General features: G+C 38.1%; 21 protein-coding genes. 11 read left to right on the top strand and 10 right to left on the bottom strand.

Annotated elements, in window-relative coordinates:
• Positions 1-192: 192 nt before the first annotated feature.
• The 3 genes from NG743_RS14020 (at position 193) to NG743_RS14010 (ending at position 4,142) form a co-directional block, all read left to right on the top strand.
• Positions 193-1,824, top strand: coding sequence for an ABC transporter substrate-binding protein (locus NG743_RS14020; protein ID WP_035082574.1), 1,632 nt, complete (start codon positions 193-195; stop codon positions 1,822-1,824).
• Between the two features lie 243 nt (positions 1,825-2,067).
• Positions 2,068-3,093 carry an ABC transporter permease gene (locus NG743_RS14015; protein ID WP_027403365.1) on the top strand — a complete coding sequence of 342 codons (1,026 nt, stop codon included), beginning with the start codon at positions 2,068-2,070 and terminating at the stop codon, positions 3,091-3,093.
• Positions 3,094-3,230: 137 nt separating this feature from the next.
• Positions 3,231-4,142: an Rpn family recombination-promoting nuclease/putative transposase gene (locus NG743_RS14010; RefSeq protein ID WP_257120278.1), complete on the top strand. Its 912-nt coding sequence runs from the start codon at positions 3,231-3,233 to the stop codon at positions 4,140-4,142.
• A 228-nt stretch (positions 4,143-4,370) separates the two neighbouring features.
• Here NG743_RS14010 and NG743_RS14005 read toward each other — a convergent pair whose 3' ends face one another.
• Positions 4,371-5,486: an ABC transporter permease gene (locus NG743_RS14005; RefSeq protein WP_257120277.1), complete on the bottom strand. Its 1,116-nt coding sequence runs from the start codon at positions 5,484-5,486 to the stop codon at positions 4,371-4,373.
• An 85-nt stretch (positions 5,487-5,571) separates the two neighbouring features.
• Here NG743_RS14005 and NG743_RS14000 point away from each other — a divergent pair, with 85 nt between their 5' ends.
• The 3 genes from NG743_RS14000 (at position 5,572) to NG743_RS13990 (ending at position 8,588) form a co-directional block, all read left to right on the top strand.
• Positions 5,572-6,723, top strand: coding sequence for an aminotransferase class V-fold PLP-dependent enzyme (locus NG743_RS14000; protein ID WP_257120276.1), 1,152 nt, complete (start codon positions 5,572-5,574; stop codon positions 6,721-6,723).
• A 226-nt stretch (positions 6,724-6,949) separates the two neighbouring features.
• Complete coding sequence (locus NG743_RS13995; protein ID WP_257120275.1) at positions 6,950-8,047, top strand: glycosyltransferase family protein; 1,098 nt, start codon at positions 6,950-6,952, stop codon at positions 8,045-8,047.
• Between the two features lie 127 nt (positions 8,048-8,174).
• Positions 8,175-8,588, top strand: coding sequence for a secondary thiamine-phosphate synthase enzyme YjbQ (locus tag NG743_RS13990; protein WP_027403361.1), 414 nt, complete (start codon positions 8,175-8,177; stop codon positions 8,586-8,588).
• Between the two features lie 92 nt (positions 8,589-8,680).
• Here the strand turns inward: NG743_RS13990 and rppA are convergent, their stop codons facing one another.
• On the bottom strand, positions 8,681-9,427 hold the full coding sequence (gene rppA / locus NG743_RS13985; RefSeq protein WP_257120274.1) for a two-component system response regulator RppA: 747 nt from the start codon (positions 9,425-9,427) through the stop codon (positions 8,681-8,683).
• A 75-nt stretch (positions 9,428-9,502) separates the two neighbouring features.
• Here rppA and hisG point away from each other — a divergent pair, with 75 nt between their 5' ends.
• Entirely contained in the window at positions 9,503-10,147 is a 645-nt protein-coding gene (hisG, locus tag NG743_RS13980; protein WP_027403360.1) for an ATP phosphoribosyltransferase, read from the top strand.
• Positions 10,148-10,196: 49 nt separating this feature from the next.
• On the opposite strand, the gene NG743_RS13975 is transcribed toward hisG, so the two are convergent.
• Together NG743_RS13975 and NG743_RS13970 are read right to left on the bottom strand one after the other, a co-directional pair.
• Positions 10,197-11,585: a cytochrome c biogenesis protein gene (locus tag NG743_RS13975; protein ID WP_027403359.1), complete on the bottom strand. Its 1,389-nt coding sequence runs from the start codon at positions 11,583-11,585 to the stop codon at positions 10,197-10,199.
• A gap of 3 nt (positions 11,586-11,588) precedes the next feature.
• Positions 11,589-12,329 (bottom strand): cytochrome c biogenesis protein CcdA, encoded by a 741-nt coding sequence (locus tag NG743_RS13970; protein ID WP_027403358.1) that lies wholly within the window; start codon positions 12,327-12,329, stop codon positions 11,589-11,591.
• Positions 12,330-12,569: 240 nt separating this feature from the next.
• Here NG743_RS13970 and NG743_RS13965 point away from each other — a divergent pair, with 240 nt between their 5' ends.
• Positions 12,570-12,977 (top strand): NUDIX hydrolase, encoded by a 408-nt coding sequence (locus NG743_RS13965; protein ID WP_027403357.1) that lies wholly within the window; start codon positions 12,570-12,572, stop codon positions 12,975-12,977.
• Positions 12,978-13,033: 56 nt separating this feature from the next.
• Here NG743_RS13965 and NG743_RS13960 read toward each other — a convergent pair whose 3' ends face one another.
• The 3 genes from NG743_RS13960 to psaK form a co-directional block, all read right to left on the bottom strand.
• A complete protein-coding gene (locus NG743_RS13960; protein WP_257120273.1) occupies positions 13,034-13,528 on the bottom strand; it encodes an ureidoglycolate lyase in 495 nt (164 codons plus the stop codon).
• Positions 13,529-13,547: 19 nt separating this feature from the next.
• A complete protein-coding gene (locus tag NG743_RS13955; protein WP_190381970.1) occupies positions 13,548-14,891 on the bottom strand; it encodes a protein kinase domain-containing protein in 1,344 nt (447 codons plus the stop codon).
• Between the two features lie 357 nt (positions 14,892-15,248).
• A complete protein-coding gene (gene psaK, locus NG743_RS13950; RefSeq protein ID WP_027403354.1) occupies positions 15,249-15,509 on the bottom strand; it encodes a photosystem I reaction center subunit PsaK in 261 nt (86 codons plus the stop codon).
• 229 nt (positions 15,510-15,738) lie between these two features.
• Between psaK and NG743_RS13945 the strand changes: the two genes are divergently transcribed.
• Positions 15,739-16,173, top strand: coding sequence for a SufE family protein (locus tag NG743_RS13945; protein ID WP_027403353.1), 435 nt, complete (start codon positions 15,739-15,741; stop codon positions 16,171-16,173).
• 478 nt (positions 16,174-16,651) lie between these two features.
• Here the strand turns inward: NG743_RS13945 and NG743_RS13940 are convergent, their stop codons facing one another.
• Both NG743_RS13940 and NG743_RS13935 read right to left on the bottom strand, forming a co-directional pair.
• Complete coding sequence (locus NG743_RS13940; protein ID WP_027403352.1) at positions 16,652-16,972, bottom strand: DUF2973 domain-containing protein; 321 nt, start codon at positions 16,970-16,972, stop codon at positions 16,652-16,654.
• 248 nt (positions 16,973-17,220) lie between these two features.
• Positions 17,221-17,535 carry a DUF2605 domain-containing protein gene (locus NG743_RS13935; protein WP_027403351.1) on the bottom strand — a complete coding sequence of 105 codons (315 nt, stop codon included), beginning with the start codon at positions 17,533-17,535 and terminating at the stop codon, positions 17,221-17,223.
• Between the two features lie 510 nt (positions 17,536-18,045).
• Between NG743_RS13935 and thrS the strand changes: the two genes are divergently transcribed.
• Positions 18,046-19,866: a threonine--tRNA ligase gene (thrS, locus tag NG743_RS13930; RefSeq protein WP_027403350.1), complete on the top strand. Its 1,821-nt coding sequence runs from the start codon at positions 18,046-18,048 to the stop codon at positions 19,864-19,866.
• A gap of 80 nt (positions 19,867-19,946) precedes the next feature.
• Here the strand turns inward: thrS and NG743_RS13925 are convergent, their stop codons facing one another.
• Entirely contained in the window at positions 19,947-20,408 is a 462-nt protein-coding gene (locus tag NG743_RS13925; RefSeq protein ID WP_257120272.1) for a DUF29 domain-containing protein, read from the bottom strand.
• A gap of 588 nt (positions 20,409-20,996) precedes the next feature.
• Between NG743_RS13925 and NG743_RS13920 the strand changes: the two genes are divergently transcribed.
• On the top strand, positions 20,997-22,685 hold the full coding sequence (locus NG743_RS13920) for an NAD(P)H-quinone oxidoreductase subunit 4 (protein WP_027403347.1): 1,689 nt from the start codon (positions 20,997-20,999) through the stop codon (positions 22,683-22,685).
• The last annotated feature ends 200 nt before the right edge of the window (positions 22,686-22,885 follow it).

The raw sequence follows: 22,885 nt of genomic DNA, 5'->3' as shown, positions 1-22,885 counted from the left end.
CTAATAATAGAATAATCCATCTTGATTTAGGAAAATTACCAAATTCAAATACATAACTTATTAAAAAATTTAAGTATATTATGAATTATTTAGTTAAGTTATGGGAAAAGATCAATATTCCCTGTTCCCTGCTATAATAACTGACCGTTGATTGAAAAAATTTTAATAATGATCACTTGGTGTTCCTTGCTAATGAAACAATGGGGTAGGATGACAAAATTCCTATCTTTGTTCTGTCTTTGTTTATTATTGGTCGTTAGTTGTACTCCTAAACAGCAAACAAATACACCACAGTCTAGCACTGTAAATACTACTACGGGTGATGGTCGGATTACTGTAGGGACAACGGAAAAGCCAAGAACTCTTGATCCTGCTGATGCGTATGAATTGGGATCTTTGAGTTTAGTATTTAATATGAGCGATCGCCTGTACACTTATGAACCAGGTAGTACAGAAATTAAACCACAATTGGCAACAGCATTACCAAAAGTGAGTGCAGATGGTTTAACTTATACTATTCCTATTCGCCAAGGAGTCCTATTTCATGATGATACTCCCTTCAATGCCAAAGCAATGGAGTTTAGCCTGCAACGCTTTATCGAAAATAAAGGTAAACCATCCTTCCTGCTGTCTGATACCGTAGCCTCAGTTAAAGCCACAGGAGAGTATGAATTAACAATTAAACTGAAAAAACCCTTTGCCGCTTTTCCTTCATTGTTAGCATTTTCTGGAGTCTGTGCAGTTTCGCCAAAATCCTATGAAATTGGGGCGGTAAAATTTAAACCGAATATTTTTGTGGGAACTGGCGCTTACAAATTAGCCAAATATGGAACTGATTCCTTAAAGTTTGATGTATTTGATAAATATTGGGGAACAAAACCCGAAAACAAAGGTGTCAATGTCCAAATTCAAACCAGTCCAGTTAACTTATTTAATGCCTTTAAAACTGGGGCGATAGATGTCGCCTATCTATCCTTACAACCGGATCAAATTCAGAGTTTAGAAGCCAGTGCGAAAAAGGGAGATTGGCAAGCTATATCTGCTCAAGGTAGTGTAGTTACTTATATGACTTTAAATCGCAATCAAAAACCTTTAGATAAAGTAGAGGTGAGACAAGCGATCGCATCATTAATTGATCGTAAATTATTAAATGATCGGGTATTATTATCACAGGCTGATCCTCTTTATAGCATGATTCCCACCACCTTCAACGTTTCCCAGCCATTGTTTCAAGATAAATATGGTGATGGTAAATTTGAAGAAGCCAAAAAATCCTTAGTCGCTGCTGGTTTCTCCAAAGAAAATCCAGCAAAAGTGCAAATTTGGTATCCTGCAAGTTCAATGACGCGCAGTTTAGTTGCACAAACCTTAAAATCCCTAGCTGATACTAAAATGGATGGTATTTTGCAATTTGAAGTTAAAACCGTCGAAGGTGCAACTTTCTATAAAGAAATTTCCAAAGGTTTATATCCCAGTACCTTAACTAATTGGTATCCAGACTTTTTAGATCCAGATAACTACGTACAGCCATTTTTAGCCTGTGAAAAAGGTTCAGTTGCTAAAGGTTGCGAAACTGGAGGTAGTCAAACTCAGGGGTCATTTTATTATAGTGAAGCTATGAATAAACTCATAGATCAACAACGCAAAGAACAAAATCCTGAAACTCGGAAGAAAATATTTGCCGACATTCAAACCCAAGTATTAACTGATGTTCCCTACATCCCTTTATGGCAAAGCAAAGATTTTGTATTTGCTCAAAAAGGCGTAGCCAATGTCAATCTTGATCCTACCCAAAACCTGATTTACAAAACAATTAAAAAGTAGGGAATAGGTGACAGGTGACAGTTAAGAGGAGATAGGGAGAAGTTTTCTTCTTTCATTCTTCTCTCATTCCCAGACTCCGGCTGGGAATGCCATTTAGAGGCTCTGCCTCTTGTTAATTAGATGAGGCAGAGCCTCAAGACTGCATTCCTTGTCAGAGACAAGGAACGAGGTTAATCCTTCATTCTTCATTCTTCATTCTTCATTCTTCATTCTTCATTCTAACTCCTGACTCCTATAAAAAATATGTCCCGTTCTAAAGCATTACAGTATTACATAGTTTCCCGGTTACTATTTGCGCCACTGCAACTATTAACTATTATCACCATTGTCTTTATTTTACTTAGAGCCACCCCAGGAGATCCAGCAGATGCAATTCTGGGAGGAAGAGCGCCAGAAAGTGCAAAAGAAGAATTAAGAAAACAACTTGGTTTAGACTTACCAATTTGGTTACAATATCTCAATTATTTAGGTAACTTACTACGCTTTGACTTAGGAACTTCCTTAACCAGTCGCGGGCAAAATATAGGTGAAATAATTGGTCAATATTTTCCAGCCACAGTAGAATTAGCATTTGCGAGTATGGCTGTGGCGCTGATTGTCGGCGTTTTAGTGGGAACTATTTCCGCTTCTCGTCCGGGAACTGGTTTTGATATTGGTGGGCGTTTATTTGGGATTATTACCTACGCATTACCGATGTTTTGGGCAGGTATGTTATTACAATTAGTTTTCTCAGTTCAACTGGGTTGGTTTCCTAATTCCAATCGGTTTCCCCCTAATCTTCCCGCACCTACAAATATTACTGGTTTATATACAATTGATAGTTTATTAGCTGGGAATTTAAGTCAATTTTTCACATCTTTACATCATTTAGCTTTACCAAGTTTAACTTTAGGAATTTTGCTCAGTGGCATTTTTGAACGCATTGTCAGAGTTAACTTAAAACAAACCTTAAAAGCTGATTATGTAGAAGCGGCTAGAGCGAGAGGAATTTCTGAAAGTAAGATATTAGTTTCCCATGCTTTGAAGAATGCCTTAATCCCGGTAATTACGGTCTTAGGATTAACATTTGCTTCCTTGTTAGGTGGAGCAATTTTAACAGAAGTGACATTTTCCTGGCCAGGGTTAGCAAATCGTTTATATCAAGCTATTTCCGACCGAGATTATCCTACCGTCCAGGGTGTGTTAGTATTTTTTGGGGCAATTGTGGTGAGTGCCAGTATTCTGATTGATATTCTCAATGCTTATGTAGATCCGAGAATTAGATATTAAAAAAGGAGTATGATTTTAGCATGGCTAACGCCATACACCATATAGTGCTAATAGAAAGTGATTAGCTGGACTGATAACTTTGTCAAAAAAATTTTAGATCGCTACTTTTTAAACTCATGTAAAAGAACATCATTCTTGTGAAAACAGATACTATATTCTATCAACTATTTCAGACATTACTTAGTATCCTTTTTGAACTGATTGGCAAGCCAGCCACAGAAGCGGAAGCATATCAATTCACATCTGTAGAAATTAAGGAATTAGCATTTCGCTTTGATGGTTTATTTATACCTGATTCAGAAATACCTGAACAACCGATTTACTTTGTAGAAGTTCAATTTCAACCGAAAGCGGATTTTTACTGGCGGTTATTTACCGAAATCTTTGTTTATCTGAATCAATATCAACCCAAGAATGATTTTCACGCAGTAGCCATTTTTGCTAAACGTAGTTTAGATCCTGGTGTACCAATGCAGTATCGGGGTTTGCTAATGAGTCAGCAAATCACGTTTATTTATTTGGATGAGTTGGAGGTAACAACCGATAATTCAATAGGACTGGGAATGGTACAGCTAGTAGTGGAAAAAGAGGAAACTGCTATTGATCATACAAGGCAGTTAATCCAAAAATCTCGACAACAATTAGCAGATGCCAGTAAAAGACAAAAAGTCTTAGAATTGTTAGAGACGATCTTGGTTTACAAATTAAGTAATTTAACTCGTCAGGAGATTGAAGCAATGTTTACTCTAGATGAATTAAAGCAAACAAGGTATTTTCGAGAAGTTGCGGAGGAAGCGAAAGTACAAGGTAAGTTAGAAGGTAAGTTAGAAGGTAAGTTAGAAGGTAAGTTGGAAGGTAAGTTGGAAGGTAAGTTGGAAACAGTACCTTTGTTATTACAGTTAGGTTTGACTGTGGAACAAATAGCCGCAAATTTGGCTGTAGATATTGAAGCGGTAAGAAAGGTTGCGGAAACATCTGTTAATGAAACTCCTTCAGATTCAGAGGGAACAGGGAACGGGCAACAGGGAACAGGAAAAACTCATGTTTAAAAACATGAGATTGAAATAATGACACTGTTTTTTTCGTGCTACGCATCTTTTAAAAACATCCTTCTTTTGTAATAGAAGAAATGGAAAGTGATTAGTTCAACTGATCACTTTTTTAATATTTTGCAATTAATTGTCTAATTTTTACTCCTTGGTCTTTTAAGGCTTGTTTCAAGTCAAACTTTAACTTTTATTCCTACCTGCTAAATTGTTGTACTATCAGACACATTATTACCTTTGCAAACTACGAGGATCAAGGGCATCACGTAAGCCATCACCTAATACATTAAATGACAAAACGGTAATAATAATCAGAATTGCTGGTGGTAAAATTAGCCAAGGTTGTAATACTAAAATAGAAGCATTACTGGCTAAAGAAAGCATATTTCCCCAAGAAGGATCTGGTTGTTGAATACCTAAACCAATTAGACTTAATACTGCTTCTGCTCCAATAAAACTAGGAATTGTTAAAGTAGCAGAAATAATAATGTAAGTTGCAGTTTGTGGTAAAACATGACGAACAATAATATAAATGGGATTACCACCCATTACCTTTGCTGCTTGCACAAATTCAAGTTCTTTGATTGATAATACCTGTCCGCGAATTATCCTCGCTAAACCTGCCCAACTAATTACAGAAGTGATGAGAATGATTAATAAAAATCGCTGAGTGCTGGTTAATTTTGGACTCAAAATTCCTGATAGTGCTACTAATAAATAAATACTCGGAAAGGTCATCAATACTTCTGCTAAACGCATGATAATACTATCAATTATTCCGCCAAAATAGCCGGAAATACCACCAATAAGCAACGCCAATGGATAGGTAATGATAATTCCAAAAATACCAATAAACATACTAATTCGACCACCATGCAACAGCCGACTAAATTGGTCGCGTCCTTGTTCATCTGTTCCCAAAATATTCAATTTTGCGTCACCAATAACCCCAAATAAATGCCAATTTAAGGAAATACCAGGGATAATTGTGACTTCCTGCCATTTGGGTGGGAGGGAAATACTCAAATTGAATAATTGATATTTAGGTCCAGCAACAAATAATCTTAATGGTGAAGGTTTTGTCTGGTCTATAATTATTTTTCTTTCCCCAGTTTCTAAGTTAGTATCGCCTTGTGTTGTAGGATATACGTGGGGTCCAATAAACTGCCCTGATTGAGATACCCAATGAATCTGAGTCGGTGGCAGTAGTGAACCATTGGTTTGTGAATCATAAGGGTTATAAGGAGCGATGAAATCAGCACCAATTACTGCTAAATAGAAACAGAAGAGGACAATTGCCCCAGTTCGTGCTAAAGGGTTTTTGTTGAGTCGTTGCCACCAATTCATAGTTTTTGACGTAAAAGTTAATGTTGATTAATTGTTGATAAAAGTATATATCAATAGATTAGATAAAAAATCGCAAACCTATTTTATGAATAACCTGCATCACCATCGGTCACAATTTCCCGCTTTAAGTAATAAGCTTTATTTTAACTACGGAGGACAGGGTCCAATGCCGCAAAGGGCTATGGATGTTATCACTCAATCTCAAGCCCATATTCAAAGTATAGGTCCTTTTGGGAGTGAGGCATACAGTTGGATCGCACCGCAAATACAAGCCAGTCGGGAGGCGATCGCCTCTATATTAAATGTACCATCTGATACAATAACTCTCACTGGTAATGTCACAGTCGGTTGTAACATTGCCTTATGGGGAATTGATTGGCAACCGGGTGATCATCTTCTCCTTTCTGACTGCGAACACCCTGGTGTCATTGCTACTGCCCAGGAAATTGCTCGTAGATTTGCAGTAGAGGTTACTACCTGTCCGTTAATGGCTACTTTAAATGAGGGGAATCCCATCAGTATTATTGCTGAAAACCTCCGTCCCAAAACCCGCTTAGTAGTTTTAAGTCATGTCCTATGGAATACAGGTCAAGTTTTACCCATTGATAAAATTGTAGAAATATGCAAAAGCAATAATTCTCTGTTATTGATAGATGCGGCTCAATCAGTGGGCGTTCTTCCTTTGGATTTAACTGCTTTGGGTGTAGATTTTTATGCCTTTACTGGTCACAAATGGTTATGCGGTCCTGCTGGTGTGGGTGGTTTATATGTGCATCCTCAAGCCAGGGAAAATCTGCATCCCACTTTCATTGGCTTAAATGGAGTAGTTACTAATAATCAAGCCCAACCGACGGGTTGGCAACCAGATGGACGCAGATATGAAGTATCTACTTTACCAACTTCATTATATGTGGGTTTAAAAGAAGCAATTACAATTCATGAACAATGGGGGACAGCACAGGAAAGATATGAGCAAATTTGCAAAAATAGTAATTATCTCTGGCAAAAATTAAACTCTTTACCCAATGTCAAATGTTTAAAAAATTCACCCCCAGAAAGTGGATTGGTTTCTTTTCAATTAACTAATCAGCCTAGTTCTAAATTAGTGCAATCTCTAGAGTCAGAAAATATTTTAACTCGAACAATTGCCAGTCCTAATTGCATTCGTGTGAGTGTTCATTATTTAACATTAGAATCAGAAATTGACCAATTAATAGCAGCTATAAAAGGCGACTAGTACCGCAAGGCGGAAGTCAAAAGTCAAAAGTCAAAATGAAGACAGTATAGGCTTTTGGAGGATTTAGAATGGTTGGTTTATTTACGCCGTTTTGTACTAGAAGTCACTGCTAAACAGACAAAACCCACCTTTGTGGGTTAAATCATATTAGTCCGCGACGGCGGACTTTGCTTGTGTAGTAGTGATTTCCAATCGCCTAATACCCTTTTTAACCTTGTTTTAAATCATGAAAAGACCAACTATATATATAGCCATCACAAATCACGGTTTTGGTCATGCTACCCGCACAGCTTCCATTGCTAACACTATCCAAAAACTATGTCCTGAAGCATTATTAATTCTAGTCACCACTGCACCTCGCTGGTTACTGGAATCTTATATAGAGGGTGATTTTATTTTACGTCAACGGGCGTTTGATTTAGGTGTGATTCAAGCTGATAGTTTGACAATGGATAAACCAGCAACTTTAGCAAAACTGCGAGAAATTCAAAAAAATCATAAATCTTTAATTGCTTCAGAAGTTAATTTTATTCGTCAAAATCGCGTTGATTTAATTCTAGCAGATATTCCTTTTCTAGCTGCTGGATTTGCTGAAGCTACGAATATTCCTTGCTGGATGATTAGTAACTTCGGTTGGGATTTTATCTATCGAGATTGGGGGGAAGAATTTACGGAAATGGCTGATTGGATTAGTGATTGGTATAGAAAATGCGATCGCCTATTTCGTCTTCCTTTCCATGAACCCATGTCAGCATTTACCAACATTACAGATATCGGTTTAACTGGTGGTTCTCCCCATTTTAATATTGATGAATTACGCACTAATTGGCAAATAAGTACACCGCCAGAAAAAACCATTTTACTGACATTTGGTGGTTTAGGTTTGCAAGAAATTCCTTACACTAATATCAGCAGATTTCCCGATTGGCAATTTATTACTTTTGATGCCTCAGCCCCAGATTTACCTAACTTAATTAAAATTACAAATCATCAATATCGTCCTGTGGATTTTATGCCGATTTGTGGGAGAATTATTTCTAAACCTGGATATGGGACATTTTCAGAAGCTACCCGTCTAGAAATACCAGTTGTAACCATACCCCGTCATGATTTTGCCGAAGCAGCTTTCATGTTAGCAGGAATTGCTAATTACAATCATCATCAAATTCTCACAACACCAGAATTTTTTCAAGGAGATTGGGATTTTCTTGATCAATCACCCCAAGCACCAAAGCAACCCAACATCATAGCCAAAGATGGGAATGAAACAATAGCCAAAGCTGTGATAGATTATTTAGAGACAAATATAGCGGTATGCACTTGAATAAAATACATCATAAGCCCCCTCCTTGCACCCCCTGAATCCCCCCGCAGCAGGGGGGAGAAAAAGATAAACTTCTTGTATTTCACTCAGCCAAAAACCGCTATATATAAACTACTATAAACTAGCCATGACCCACTACCAAAAACTATTAAGAGTTTCCACCAATGGAAAATCATTTCACAATATTACCGCCAAAATTGAAGCTATTGTTGCTGAATCTGGTATAGAAACTGGGCTTTGTAGTTTATTTTTACGTCACACCTCAGCTAGTTTAGTAATTCAAGAAAATGCTGATCCTGATGTATTACTTGATTTAGCTAATTTCATGACAAAAATAGTCCCAGAGGGAAACCATTACATTCATGATGCTGAAGGGCCAGACGATATGCCAGGACATATCCGCACAGTTTTAACCCATACCTCCGAACAAATTCCCATTAATCGTGGTCATTTGGTATTAGGAACATGGCAAGGAATCTATGTTTGGGAACATCGTCAACAGAATAATGTGAGAGAGTTAGTAGTTCATATTTCTGGATAGGATTGAAAAAGTTATCTGTGATGTTCTTCCCCCCCTACCTCTCTTCTCCCCCTCCCCCCCCTACCTCTCTTCCCCCCTACCTCTCTTCCCCCCTACCTCTCTTCCTCTCTTCCCCCCCTCTCCCCCTCCCCCCTCTCCCCTCCCCCCCTCTCCCCCTCAGCAGACCCAAAACGATAACCTCTACCATAAACAGTATGAATCATTGGTGTTTCATCCACTCCTTCTACCTTGCGACGCAACAGACGAATTAAAGCCGCAATCACATTACTATTAGGTTGCTCCTCATTTTGCCATAAATGCTGCAAAATTTGACCATGAGTCAGTAATTGTCCCGAATTTTCCATGAAGTATTGTAACAACTGACTTTCTTTTTGAGACAGTTCTATCATTCTTCCGTGACGATAAGCTATTTGATTTTCTATATCAAGTTCTAAATCTGCTACAACTAACTTTCCTTTTGTACTACTATAAGATTCTGTACCAGTACGACGTAACAAAGCCCGGACTCTTGCCAGTAATTCCCGTAATTCAAAAGGTTTGACTAAATAATCATCAGCACCTGCATCCAAACCTTGAACTCTGTCATCTAAAGTATCTTTTGCCGTTAGAAATAGCACAGGAGTTATTTTCCCTTGCCGACGTAATTCCTGACAAATCTCTAACCCCGTTTTTCCCGGTAACATCCAGTCTAAAATCAGTAAATCATAACTGCCTATTGCCGCTAAATTACTGCCACTTATTCCATCATCAGTAGCATCAACACTGTAACCTTCACGGGTTAACAGACGACTTAAAGGGTCAGTTAGTTCGACTTCATCATCAACTAATAAAATTTTCATATGTTAGTAGTGAGTAATATAGATATATTCTCAATATAGTGAACTGCAAACACATCAAGAATACCAAAAAAAAGAATGTTAACTGTTGCCATACCAAAAGGGGAACTACTTAAACCTAGTCTCCGCATATTACAATCTGTAGGATTAGATTTTAGTGCTTTTTTAGAATCAGGCAACCGCCAATTGCAAATTCCTGATGCCAGTGGACAAGCAAAAGCGTTGTTAGTCCGAGCGCAAGATGTACCTGTTTATGTAGAATATGGTCAGGCACAATTGGGAATTGTCGGCTACGATGTCCTGAGAGAAAAACAGCCTCAAGTTGCCCAATTAGTGGATTTAAAATTTGGATATTGTCGGATGTCTGTGGCTGTAAAAGCTACCAGTTCCTACAAATCTCCTTTAGATTTACCTGCTCATGGTCGAGTTGCTTCTAAATATGTAAATTGTGCGCGAGAATATTTCCAAGGTTTGGATTTACCAATAGAAATTGTCCCCTTATACGGTTCTGTGGAATTAGGTCCAATTACCGGAATGTCGGAAGCAATTGTTGATATAGTTTCCACAGGAAAGACTTTAAAGGAAAATGGTTTAATTGAAATTGCGACTTTGTATGAAAGTACAGCCCGGTTAATTGTCCACCCTTTAAGTTATCGGTTGAATACAGGTAATTTAGATCAATTAATTGAACAAATGCGATTAGGACTTCTCACAGCAGTTTAATTTAGTTTCTCAGATCCCCGACTTATCCAAGAAGTCGGGGATCTTAAATTTAGGATTTTTTGACGTTATTGACAGCACTAAGTTGATCTAAAATTGCGAGAACCTCTTGTTCAAATGCAACTTGAGCGCGGTTAGTTTTTCCGCCAATATACAAAGTTTCGCCCTTTTGTAAAGCCCAAATTTGAGAATGGGAGAAATAACTCATAACTACACCTAACATCAACAAACCAAAACCTGTATAAACAATAGGAATACCAGGATCAAATTTGATTTGTAAACCCGTGCTACCCATGATATCAAGAATTTGTAAATTTACCCCATTTACAGGGATAGACATTCCTGCACGCACAGTATTAATTAATTTACCTTGGGCATCATAAATTAATACCATACCTTGCAAATCCTTGGCTAATAGGGAAACACCTTCACTTAAATCAGGTTTAGTCGGAATCCAAGTTCCCCAAATTCTCCCTCTACCTTTGGTGTCTAACTGTACCATTGGTAATTGAAAAATTGGACTTTTATTTAATCTCACCCGAATATTAGAAATTCCCCAATCTGTTTGATAGAAAACGACACCATGATAACGGAGAGGTTTGTTAACATAAATTTTCTCATGGTTAACTTCTTGACCATCATTATTCAACACAGACATATCTGAATAAAATTGGTCAATCCCCCCCGTTGGTGTGTAATCAATCCAAAAGCGATTGACACGCACAGACCAATCTTTTAACACATCTTTAGATGACCAAGCACCAGCATCAACAATATTTTTTACCTGGAATGTATCACCGCTAGTAATCATTTCTTGAGCCATGAATCCCGTCATTGCTCCCCAAATTCCTCCCAGCAAAATAGCAACAATACCGATGTGAACAATGATCGGACCAATGCGCCCAACTATACCTTTACGGGCATAGAGAATATCATCTTTTTTTTGATTTGTTCCTTGAAATATTCGATAACTTTTTTGCTGCAAAATTGACGGAATTGATGACAAACAAACACCCTCCAATTCAGCGCTCAAAGCTAACTTTGTAAAGTTACGAGGTTCTTCGTAATATTTCCACTTCTGAGCAGCTTTGAGGGCTGGTAATTGCCGAGTAAAGGTACAAGCTGTTAAACTAGTTCCAAATAAAACTAATAAACTCAAAAACCACCAAGTTCTATATACATGATCTAATCCAACTACTTGAATAACTTTCCAAGAAAGAAAACCAAATAAAGCAGGATGTTCTGGATAATTAGATTGGTAAAAATCAGGCAATTGTCCCTGTTCAATTACTGTACCACTAACACTAAATAAGGCAATAACCAGTAATAGGATAATTGCCAACCGTAAATCAGTTAATACAGGTAAAATTTGCCGACGGATAAACCTGCCAGGGATTAACCACCAACTTAATTCTGTGGATGTTGTCTGATCTGAAGTCATTGCTTAGAAACTACCAATAGGAATGCGAGAAAGTAAAGAAAAAACACCAAAGCCGACTAATAACCCACCACTAACAGGATTGATCCAACCAGACCAACGGCGCAATTCTAATAAGTTTTTAATTGCAGCAGTAAATGTACCTGCTAGAATTAATGGAGTCACATATCCGGCTGTGTAAGAAAGTAGTAAAACAGCACCTAAAACTAAATCTTGAGTATTAGCAACCCAACCTAATAAACTAGCTAAAACTGGTGTGCTACAAGGGGAAGCGACTAACCCAAATGTTAAACCAATCAAGTATGAACGGACTCCGGCAGGTAAATCTTGAGAAATCCAATTTGTTTCATTCAAAGAAGGAAATTGTATGGGTAATGCTTCTAATAAGTTTAGTCCCATAATAATAGCGATAATGCTGACAATAATTGGTAAACCAATTCCTATCTGTCCATAGACTTTACCAACTAAACCTGCAAGGATTCCCATACCTGCTAATGTAGTTGCTAATCCCAACGCGAACCAAGTTGATTGGGCTGCTGCTTGCAAACGACTTTTAGCCTCATAACCACCAATATAGCCAATGGTAATGGGCAGCATAGATAGCATACAAGGCGTGAGGCTGGTCAGCAAGCCAGCCAGAAAAATAATGCCAATGCTGACGAAACTCAAGTGGGTGAGTTGGTTCGCAACAAGGGTGTTGGCAAATTGTTCAAGTTCATAAATGCGTGTTTCCAGAGTTTCTAGCATGGGTATATTTACGTGATAAATGCTTACTCTGCTTGAATTTTAACGTATTTTAGGTGATGAAGTCATAAAAGCAAGTATCATACTGCAAATTATACTTCCGGATTTTTGTGAAAAATTAAGGAATTTATAGTAAAGATTACCCGAAATTGGATTAATTGTCCTGACAGTTGCCTTAATGGCACATTATCATCAAATACACATTTAAAATCAAAAAGACTCATTCAGAAGGAATCTACCACCATGACTCGCAAAGCCAACAAAGTCTTACAACAATCTGGAGTTATTCCCTATCGAATTATAGATGGAAAAGTTGAAGTTTTATTGATTACCACTCGTAGCCGTCAAGGTTGGGTAATTCCTAAAGGGGGACTTTGTAAAGGTATGAGTCCCCATGATTCAGCAGCTAAGGAGGCATGGGAAGAAGCAGGAGTTGTTGGTAGAGTCACAACTGAAGAGTTAGGTAATTATAAATATCGAAAACGCGGGAATACCTATCAAGTAAATTTATTTTTACTACCTGTAGAAATAATTTTAGAAGATTGGCCAGAAGCTACCGCCAGAGAAAGAAAATGGTTAGAGGTGAATCAAGCCGCCGAATTAGTCAAGGAAACTTCACTCAAAAAAATTATTCAAAATTCATGGATATAGACACCTATCCAGAATATCCAGATCCCCGACTTCTTTAAGAAGTCGGGGATCTTATTTTAAATCATCTCAAAAGCTAAATTATGACTTTTAAGAAAATTATGAGTAAAATGATCTACTACATTTGTATCACTCAATTCTAAATTATAAAAATCTACAAACTCATGATCAAAATATGGTCCTGCGTGCCAAGTTCCTACACTTAATTTAATAAAACAATTTCCCGGAATCCGAAAAGCCGCAAGTTTTGATAATAGAGGTTCATTTGTCTCATTATCAGGTGGACAAACTGCCATTAACCAATCTTTACCCTCCAAAGAACCTAAACATTGAGTACATTTGATATGACGAGTAATTTGGTGAAATTTCCGTCCTTTTTTTTGCAATCGCATAATATAAAAACGGGGAATACCATTTTGTAAATTTAACTGTGCATCTTCTTGATCAAAATTTTTCCCATCTTTACTTGCGTATATTACCTGTCCATAAGGTTGAAAATTTTCTGGTGTAATTAATTGAGATGGCAGTTCTTGTATTGTTGATAATGCACTCATAACTTTTTTACTTGATAGTTTAGCTACAATCTAACAACGCCTGTTTAAATTCTGCTGCTGTTTGAAAATAAATTTGCGGTTTTTCCTGCAAAGCTAAATCTATCACCTTTGCTAACTTTTGGGGAATACCATGATGACGCTGAAGAATAGGAACAGGGCTATTTTGTAAAACTGATAACCAAGGATCACCTGTAAAATTACGGGGGAAATATCCCGTTAGCATATTATATAAACAAGCTGCTGTTGCCCAGATATCAATTTCCGGTAATTCGTCTTTAAAATTTAGCACCTGTTGACGCGGCATAAATGCAGGTGTTCCCATCTTTGTGCCGGTTAAAGTTTGTCCACTTAACCCAGCTAAGTCAAATGCTTTGGATAAACCGTAATCGCCTATTTTTACAACTATTTTATCGTTAATTTTACTGATGAAAATATTATTGGGTTTTAAATTTTGATGAACTAAACCCTTATCTTTTGTCATTATTCCATCAACTGATTTAATATAGGGAATTTCGACTTCATGGGCATATATTAAACCATCAAGAACTTGTAAGGTTATATCTACGGCAATATCAACAGGTAAGCGCCATCCTGATCTTTGCATGAAGTCCCAAACATTACCTCCTGGAAAATATTCCATTGTGAAAAAGAAAGTATTTTCTACAAAGCCATAATCTAACAATTGCACAATATTAGGATGTTGTAAAATCTTGATGTTTTCTGTTTCTCTCAAAAACATTTCTATCCCATTTTTTTGATTCGCAACCGCAGGTAACATAATCTTAAGAGCGATGGATTTCTTGGTTTGAATATCCTTGGCTGCAAATACTTCTGCAAAGTCACCTTTACCTAATGATTTGGTTAAACTATAGCCAGAGATACTTTGCAGACTAGCATGACCACTTTGAGATAAATTTATGAGTTTTTCAGCAACGGTTAAAAAATTCCGTTGTTCGTTTTCTTCTGGGACAGGTAAATCTGGTATTTGGTTTAATTGATCTTCTACTTGTACGCTAATTTTAAAAAGAATATCACCCAACTTAATTTCATCACCGTCCTGTAAATTGTATTCGGGAAAACTTAATTTTACAGCTTCTTGGGCTGGTTGTTGCCTTTGTCTTTGTCCAATTTTTTTACCGTTTACAAAAGTACCATTTAAACTTCCTAAATCTCGCACACGAATATCTGGGGGGTTAATATCAAGTAAACAGTGATAGCGGGAAATAGTCATATCAACCTTGTCAGCTATTTGCAAGTTACAATCATCGTTTCTGCCAACAATACAAGTGCTGCGAGATTCAAAAACATATTGTTTTCTAGAAAGTTTACCCTGTGTGATGGTAAGTGTAATTTTAGATGGCATTTTTAATAATTAATAATTCAAACTTGAACTAGTAGTCTGTCAATCCAAAAATGACGGGTAAAGGCAAGCAGGGGGAGAAGAGGGGCAGGGGGAGTAGGGGAGGGAAAAACAGAAGTTTCTTCCTATCATTACCCGTCAAAATAAATTTGACGAACTACTAGTGCTTATGCGAAGTTAATTTATATAGCATAACAGATTCATGAATGCTTAGATTATTATTAAAACAAGTTATGAATTATACTCAGAAATTACTTCCATATATTTAGCTTAAACTTAAGGTATCCACTTTTCAAACATCCTCTGATAAAAAAGGGAGAAAATATATATATTTCTCTCCCTTTTTTTAATCAGCAGAACTTAGATTTTACCAATACTGTGTAGTCCTAAAATAATACCTGCTCCTAAAATATGCCCAAAAGAAGCAGTTGCTAATACCGCAGGTAAACCAAAACCACCGAAAAGTTGAGGTGCTGGTAATTCTGGTTTAGCGTTAGGATGCTCAATAGTGAATTTGCCAACAGCAATAGCGAAAATATTGGCAATAATCATAATTATGCCAATATTAGGACTCCATTCTAGAGATGTGGTGACTGTAGCCAGTAAGTTTGAAGTCAACATCTAATTTACTCCTGATATTTTCGGATGCTTGACAATATCATCCAAATATTGATTAATAAAAATCTATATAATTGCTTACTTTGTAGTAAATTTTAACATTTGTTTTCAATTCTTAATAAGGATAACTGCTGTACTGAATAACAATTTTTGATATTTGTCGCTGTTTTAATGGTGTATCTGTAATGGCTGGTAATTGCTAAAATAAGGGTAATTATTTCCTGGATTGATCATGTCCTCAACTCTTGATTCTTTACCGCCGGCACTGAATAAAATTGTCCACCGTTTTCAACGTGCTACAGAACCTAAACGACGATATGAGCAGTTGATATGGTATGCTCAAAAGCTACAAGAGTTCCCTGAAGATGGGAAAATTCCCGAAAATAAAGTTCCAGGTTGTGTTTCTCAGGTGTATGTTACGGCATCATTAGAAGATGATAAAGTCATCTTTCAAGGTGATTCTGATTCCCAGTTAACAAAGGGATTGTTAGCATTATTAATAGAAGGATTAAATGGATCAACACCTACGGAAATAGTTCAGCTTACTCCTGATTTTATTCAAGAAACTGGCTTAAATGTGAGTTTGACTCCTTCCCGCGCTAATGGTTTTTACAATATTTTCAAAACAATGCAAAAAAAAGCTTTGGAATGTAAATTAGAAAATTAGGAATTGGCGATTCAACAACTCAAATACTTTTTCAGGGTTTAAATTATTCTTTCTTTGTTCTAAACTTCCCTCGGCTATGGAGACTGGGCAACCACGGGGGCATTGGTGTCAACTTAACGTAAAACATCTATCCCGCAAAGAACTCAAGTCATCTCATTCCCAGTCTCTGACTGGGAATGAATTCTAGAAGGCGCTGCCTTCAATGATAAGCCGTTGTGCATTTAGTTTGTATAATTCTAGCGGGCAAGATGCCCGCACTACAAAGTTCAAGTAAATTATGGTTATCAAATTTAGCTGCGTAACAGCTTATTAGAGGCAGAGCCTCATTAACTGCATTCCTAGTCAGAGACTAGGAACGAGATGTGGTAGGGATTTGAGCTTAAGTTGACACCATTACGCGGGGGGTTGCCCCTACCTATGGAGACTGGGCAACCCCCCGCGGTTGCCCCTACAAATTCTGAATATTAATAATGATAGATTATGCTCCTTCTGAGCGATCGCTTTTTTGACTAGGAGAAGATTCATAAAGAGCATCCAACTGTTCCCGTGCATCCTCAATATTAATTGAACGCATGACTAGCAGTGGTTCTTTAATCATGTTACCTGCGCTGTCTAACAATTCAGGATGGGAAACATACTGCTTTCTACCCGCATAATAACCAAAGCCACCTTGTGATGATTGGTTAGCTGAATATGTCCTTTCTCTATCGAAACTGAACATGATCAGATTCCGAATTAAGTTACCGACAGCTATGAATGCCAAAACGGTGAAAGCTAGAATATAAAGTAGGTGTAGCATTGAATTTTCCTCCAGAACAGTAAAGGTTAAAAATGTTATTTCGTAAAACTTAAAACTCCGCAAATAAATGATTCGCGGTAAAAAAAGAAGAATGTAAAATTTCTTACTTGTGCGCCTATGTTATTTGATGCAATCCTTATATTCAGATTAAGGTAACATGAGACACATTATTTTTTTATGAAAACAATGTTAAGAATTGTCTAATATCTTTACAATTTCCAACTCATTTAGATTTTGCCAGGGATTTATTATTCCTTGGATTGACCTAAACGCATTCCCACACTCCAACATTCTGTAACTAATTGATGCCAAGGCATTACAGTTGCCATATCAATTCCCACTTGTTTTTCAGTTGCTGTAAACAACATCCTCACTGTGTTCAGTTCACATTCTGCATCTTTGACTCGTTTTAGTAAGTTTAGTTGCTCTTGTTCACTCATGAATTGAACTTTCTCATTTTCCAGGATTTGACCATATCGCTCAAACCAATATTGAAAATCCTCTAACAGCGGTTCTAAGACTGATTTCAGTAAATCAGCACTTGGTAAATTTGAGTCCCTCATATATGAGAAGCATATTTCCTAATTCTCTTTTTATATTAACGTTATTTACGATTCTTAACAATCAATTCATAACTTCTCACATCAAAAATCTTGTAAATCTGTAACTTCGTATCTGAAGCACAATTATATAAATTTGGCAATAAATTTGTAAAGCTCCTTGGGAGTAAGCCTGGATACCTCTAAAGGAATAAATCATTCAGGAGTCAGAAAGAAGAAAGAATTAAAACTGCTATAGCGGTATGCAGTGGAAATAAGATCCAACATTTACCTAAAAAACCGTAAACCAAAAGACTTTCAACTATGTTCCCTGCTATATATAGGGTTTGCTGAATAAGTTGTCTGTGAAGCGTAAGCGTACCCCAAGGAGCAAGGGAGTATGTGGAGTATGTCACCAGAAGTCTGTGATTGAGCTAAATTAGGAGAAACCATAGCCAGTGGACTATTATTTATTTTGTAAAGATATTTTTTGTCAAGTTTATTTTTAACACTTCGCCAAAAGTTTAACAGCCAATGTCGCCAAATCAAGAAACCCAAGCAGTCGAAAAAATCTATTTACCCCGTACCAGCGAATCAGAAACTTTAAAAAAGATTCGCCATACAGCTTCCCATATCATGGCAATGGCAGTACAAAAGCTGTTTCCCAAGGCGCAAGTCACAATTGGTCCTTGGATTGAAAACGGGTTCTATTATGATTTTGATAGTCCAGAACCCTTTAGCGATAAGGATTTGAAAACCATTCAAAAAGAAATGGTGAAGATTATTAATCGCAAATTGCCATTAATTCGGGAAGAAGTCAGCCGCGAAGAGGCACAACACCGCATTGAAGCTATTAAAGAGCCTTATAAGCTAGAAATTCTGGCTGATATTAAACAAGAACCCATCACGATTTACCATTTAGGAGATCAATGGTGGGATTTGTGTGCTGGTCCCCATTTGGAAAATACCAGCGAAATAAATCCCAAAGCTATAGAATTAGAAAGCGTTGCTGGTGCTTATTGGCGGGGAGATGAAAACAAAGCCCAGTTACAGCGCATTTATGCTACGGCTTGGGAAACTCCCGAACAATTAGCTGAGTACAAACGCCGCAAGGAAGAAGCTTTACGCCGTGATCATCGTAAACTGGGTAAAGAATTGGGATTATTTATCTTTTCCGATTTAGTCGGACCTGGTTTACCTTTGTGGACTCCGAAAGGAACTTTGTTAAGAACGATTTTAGAGGACTTTCTCAAAAAAGAGCAGTTAAAACGGGGCTATTTATCTGTGGTGACTCCCCACATTGCTAGGGTTGATTTATTTAAGACATCGGGACATTGGCAGAAATATAAGGAAGATATGTTTCCTTTGATGGCTGAAGATGAGGAAGCAAGAGCCATAGAACAGGGTTTTGTCATGAAACCGATGAATTGTCCTTTTCATATCCAAATATACAAGAGTGAATTACGCTCTTATCGGGAATTACCGATGCGGTTGGCGGAATTTGGCACGGTTTACCGTTATGAACAGTCGGGAGAATTGGGGGGTTTAACCAGGGTGCGCGGTTTTACGGTTGATGATTCTCATTTGTTTGTAACTCCTGAACAGTTAGACAGCGAATTTCTGAATGTTGTAGATTTGATTTTGAGCGTTTTCAAAAGTCTGCAATTGAAGAATTTTAAAGCCAGATTGAGTTTCCGTGACCCAGCCAGTGATAAATATATTGGTGGGGATGAAGTTTGGGATAAAGCGGAAGGGGCGATTCGTCGCGCTGTGCAACAATTGGGAATGGAGCATTTTGAAGGCATTGGGGAAGCGGCTTTCTATGGACCCAAGCTAGATTTTATCTTCAGTGATGCTTTGGAACGAGAATGGCAATTGGGAACGGTGCAGGTAGATTATAATTTACCTGAACGGTTTGATTTAGAATATGTGGCTGAAGATGGTTCGCGCAAACGTCCGGTAATGATTCACCGCGCACCATTTGGTTCTTTAGAACGATTAATTGGGATTTTGATTGAAGAGTACGCGGGTGATTTTCCCTTGTGGTTAGCACCTGTGCAAATCAGGTTATTACCTGTAGGTGATCTTCAGTTAGATTTTACCAAAGAAGTGGCAGCAAAGATGGTTGCGTTAGGGATTCGGGCGGAAGTGGATTTGAGTGGCGATCGCCTGGGTAAGTTGATTCGTAACGCCGAAAAGGATAAAATACCTGTCATGGCGGTGGTTGGTGCGAAGGAAGTAGAAGCCAACAGCTTGAGTATCCGCACCCGTGCTTCTGGGGAATTGGGAGTCATAACTGTAGATGAAGTTGTGAATAAGATCACAGAAGCAATTACTAACTTTAGTAACTTCTAAAAAAGTAGGTTGGGTAGAAAGAAGGGAAAGTTTAAAACTCTCTGCGACTCTGCGCCTCTGCGTGCAAAAAAATCACTTTTCTACCCAACAAAATCCCAAAACTTCTCACTCAAAAGCGCATCAACATTCAGACTAAACTCCCACACATCAGGAAATTGAAAACTAGAATAATCTTCCCTCACTTCCATTAGCGCCTCTTCCCAAGCTTGATCTAATACTGCTGTAAAATATCGCTTCAGACTAGGGGATTGTTTGAGAAGAATTCTTAACTGACGACGTTGTTCTCGAATTGTCACTTCCCATCCACGATTATCATATTCACTATTAACATAAATCCGTTTTAATAAATGCACCCATAGCACAATTAGGCGGCTTTCAACCTCAGCCCTGTCCCTACTCGCCAAGATTTCCATCTCATCAATTAAATGTTCCACATCCAAACCGTGAAAATCTCGCGCCTTGAGTTTTAGGATTGTCTCCTCTAACCAGAGGTACTGATCTCGATTATCAAGACCTGTTTTAGCCAATTGAATTTCAGTCATAAGAATACCCGGTAAGTGGGAAACGAGCGCGTCTTTAGACCTGAGAGGGAAACGACACGAGCGGTTTTAACCGCTGTGGATATTAAAATTGAAACCAGATTTTTGATTGGAATCTGGAAACCAACTCCCATTTCTGGGGTAATGTTAGCCGATGCCTACGGCACGCTGCGCGAACGACCTGTTATAAGAGCTTGTTAGGCTTGCAACACTGTTCCAGTGACCTTAGAACTGTTTAATCACAAGCGACAGAGCAGGGAACTGGCAACGCATTCCAGGGTGTCGTGACTCAAATAACGGCTACCATGAGAGTAGACTCAGGGTGGTCTGGTCAGTACGGCTTGCTTGATTATTCTTGCAAGCCCAGTCCCTTTAGGGCTGGGTTACTGACTGATTTAACAGTACGTCTAATACCTTATTTTAAATCATCGGGGAGACAAAGGAAAACGTTTCAATCTACTCAATCCTAAGCATAAGATTTATTTAGGTATATATTCTCTTATGCTAAACTGAGGTAAAAACTTATAAAGAAATTGTTAAAAAGTTTAGTACAATAACATCATTAACCAATAAGTATTTTTTCCTATTGACATGATAGCGGCTCAATTTCCTTGGCTTACCGCAATTGTCCTATTTCCCCTCCTGGCATCTTTTCTCATCCCTGTATTGCCAGATAAAGATGGCAAACTCGTCAGATGGTATGCACTGGGCGTAGGTATTGCCGACTTTATTTTAATGTGTTGTGCCTTTTGGCAACATTACGATGCCAGTAATGCGAATTTTCAACTGGTAGAAAATTATGTCTGGATGCCCCAATTGGGCTTAAACTGGGCTGTTTCTGTGGATGGTATTTCCGCCCCGTTGGTACTTTTAGCGGGCTTTGTTACCACACTGGCGATGTTCTCAGCTTGGCAAGTTGACCGCAGACCAAAGCTTTTCTATTTTCTCATGCTTGTGTTGTATTCTGCACAGGTTGGGGTATTTGTCGCCCAAGACTTGCTGTTATTTTTCATTATGTGGGAAGTCGAACTAATCCCCGTATATTTACTAGTTTGTATTTGGGGTGGACAACGACGACGCTACGCAGCTACAAAATTTTTACTTTATACCGCAGCAGCTTCTATATTTATCTTGGTAGCAGCCCTAGCAATGGGGCTATATGGCGGCGGAAATGTCACTTTTGATATTGCAGAACTCGCACAGAAAGAATATCCCCTCACCCTGCAACTCCTACTATATGCGGGTTTGTTAATTGCCTTTGGTGTAAAATTGGCGATTTTCCCCTTGCATACTTGGCTACCGGATGCTCACGGTGAAGCATCTTCTCCAGTATCCATGATTTTGGCGGGTGTGCTGTTGAAAATGGGCGGATATGGACTAATTCGCCTGAATCTTGACTTACTTGCCGATGCTCACGTTTACTTTGCGCCCGTTCTGGCTATTCTCGGTGTTGTCAACATTATCTATGGTGCTTTAAATTCCTTCGCCCAAACGAATATGAAACGGCGTTTGGCTTATTCGTCAATTTCCCATATGGGTTTTGTATTAATAGGAATTGCTTCTTTCACCGATTTGGGTATCAACGGTGCAATGTTGCAGATGATATCACATGGTTTAATTGCTTCCGTGTTATTCTTCTTGGCTGGTGTAACTTACGATCGCTCCCACACGATGATGATGGCAGAAATGGGCGGTATTGGTCAAGCCATGCCAAAAGTGTTTGCCCTGTTTACAATGGGGGCTATGGCATCTTTGGCTTTACCGGGAATGAGTGGCTTTGTTGGTGAACTTTCGGTTTTCGTGGGAATAGCAACTAGTGATGTTTACACCTCTACATTCTGCACCGTCACAGTTTTCCTAGCGGCTGTGGGAGTTATCCTCACACCTATTTATCTACTTTCTATGCTGCGTGAAGTATTTTATGGTTCTAGTGCAGCCCTGATTTGCGATATTAACAATGCTGATTTAGAAAATCAGGAAGATGAAGGAACGGCTTGTTTTGGTACAGATTGCCTTTTACCAACGGAAACTGTATATAGTGATGCCAGACCCCGTGAAGTGTTTATTGCTGCCTGTTTTCTGGTGTTGATTATTGGTATTGGTTTCTACCCCAAGGTGGCTATGCAAATGTATGATGCAAAAACTGTAGCTGTCAATGCTCATGTTCGCCAATCTTATACGATTATTTCCCAAACCAATCCTCATATTTATGCGAGTGGATTCTTAAATCCGCAGATTCCAGCGACTGAGTTAACACCTGTTTTGGGAACTTTAAAATAGGTAATTGACGACTAACACAAAGTAAGTAGTGAGACAGAATTAATTACACAATGTCATTGCCAATGGAACGAAGTGAAATGAAGCAATCGCCAGGGTTGCGATTGCTTCCCTTCGCTCGCAATGACTGTAAATGTTTTTGTCCAATTACTTATGGAGAATATATCCTCTAGTAGTCTGTCAAATTTATTTTGACGGGTAAT

Source organism: Dolichospermum heterosporum TAC447, assembly GCF_024584745.1.
Taxonomy (GTDB): Bacteria; Cyanobacteriota; Cyanobacteriia; order Cyanobacteriales; family Nostocaceae; genus Dolichospermum; species Dolichospermum heterosporum.
The sequence above is the reverse complement of the archived record's forward strand: the minus strand, read 5'-3'. Positions and strand labels throughout refer to the sequence as shown.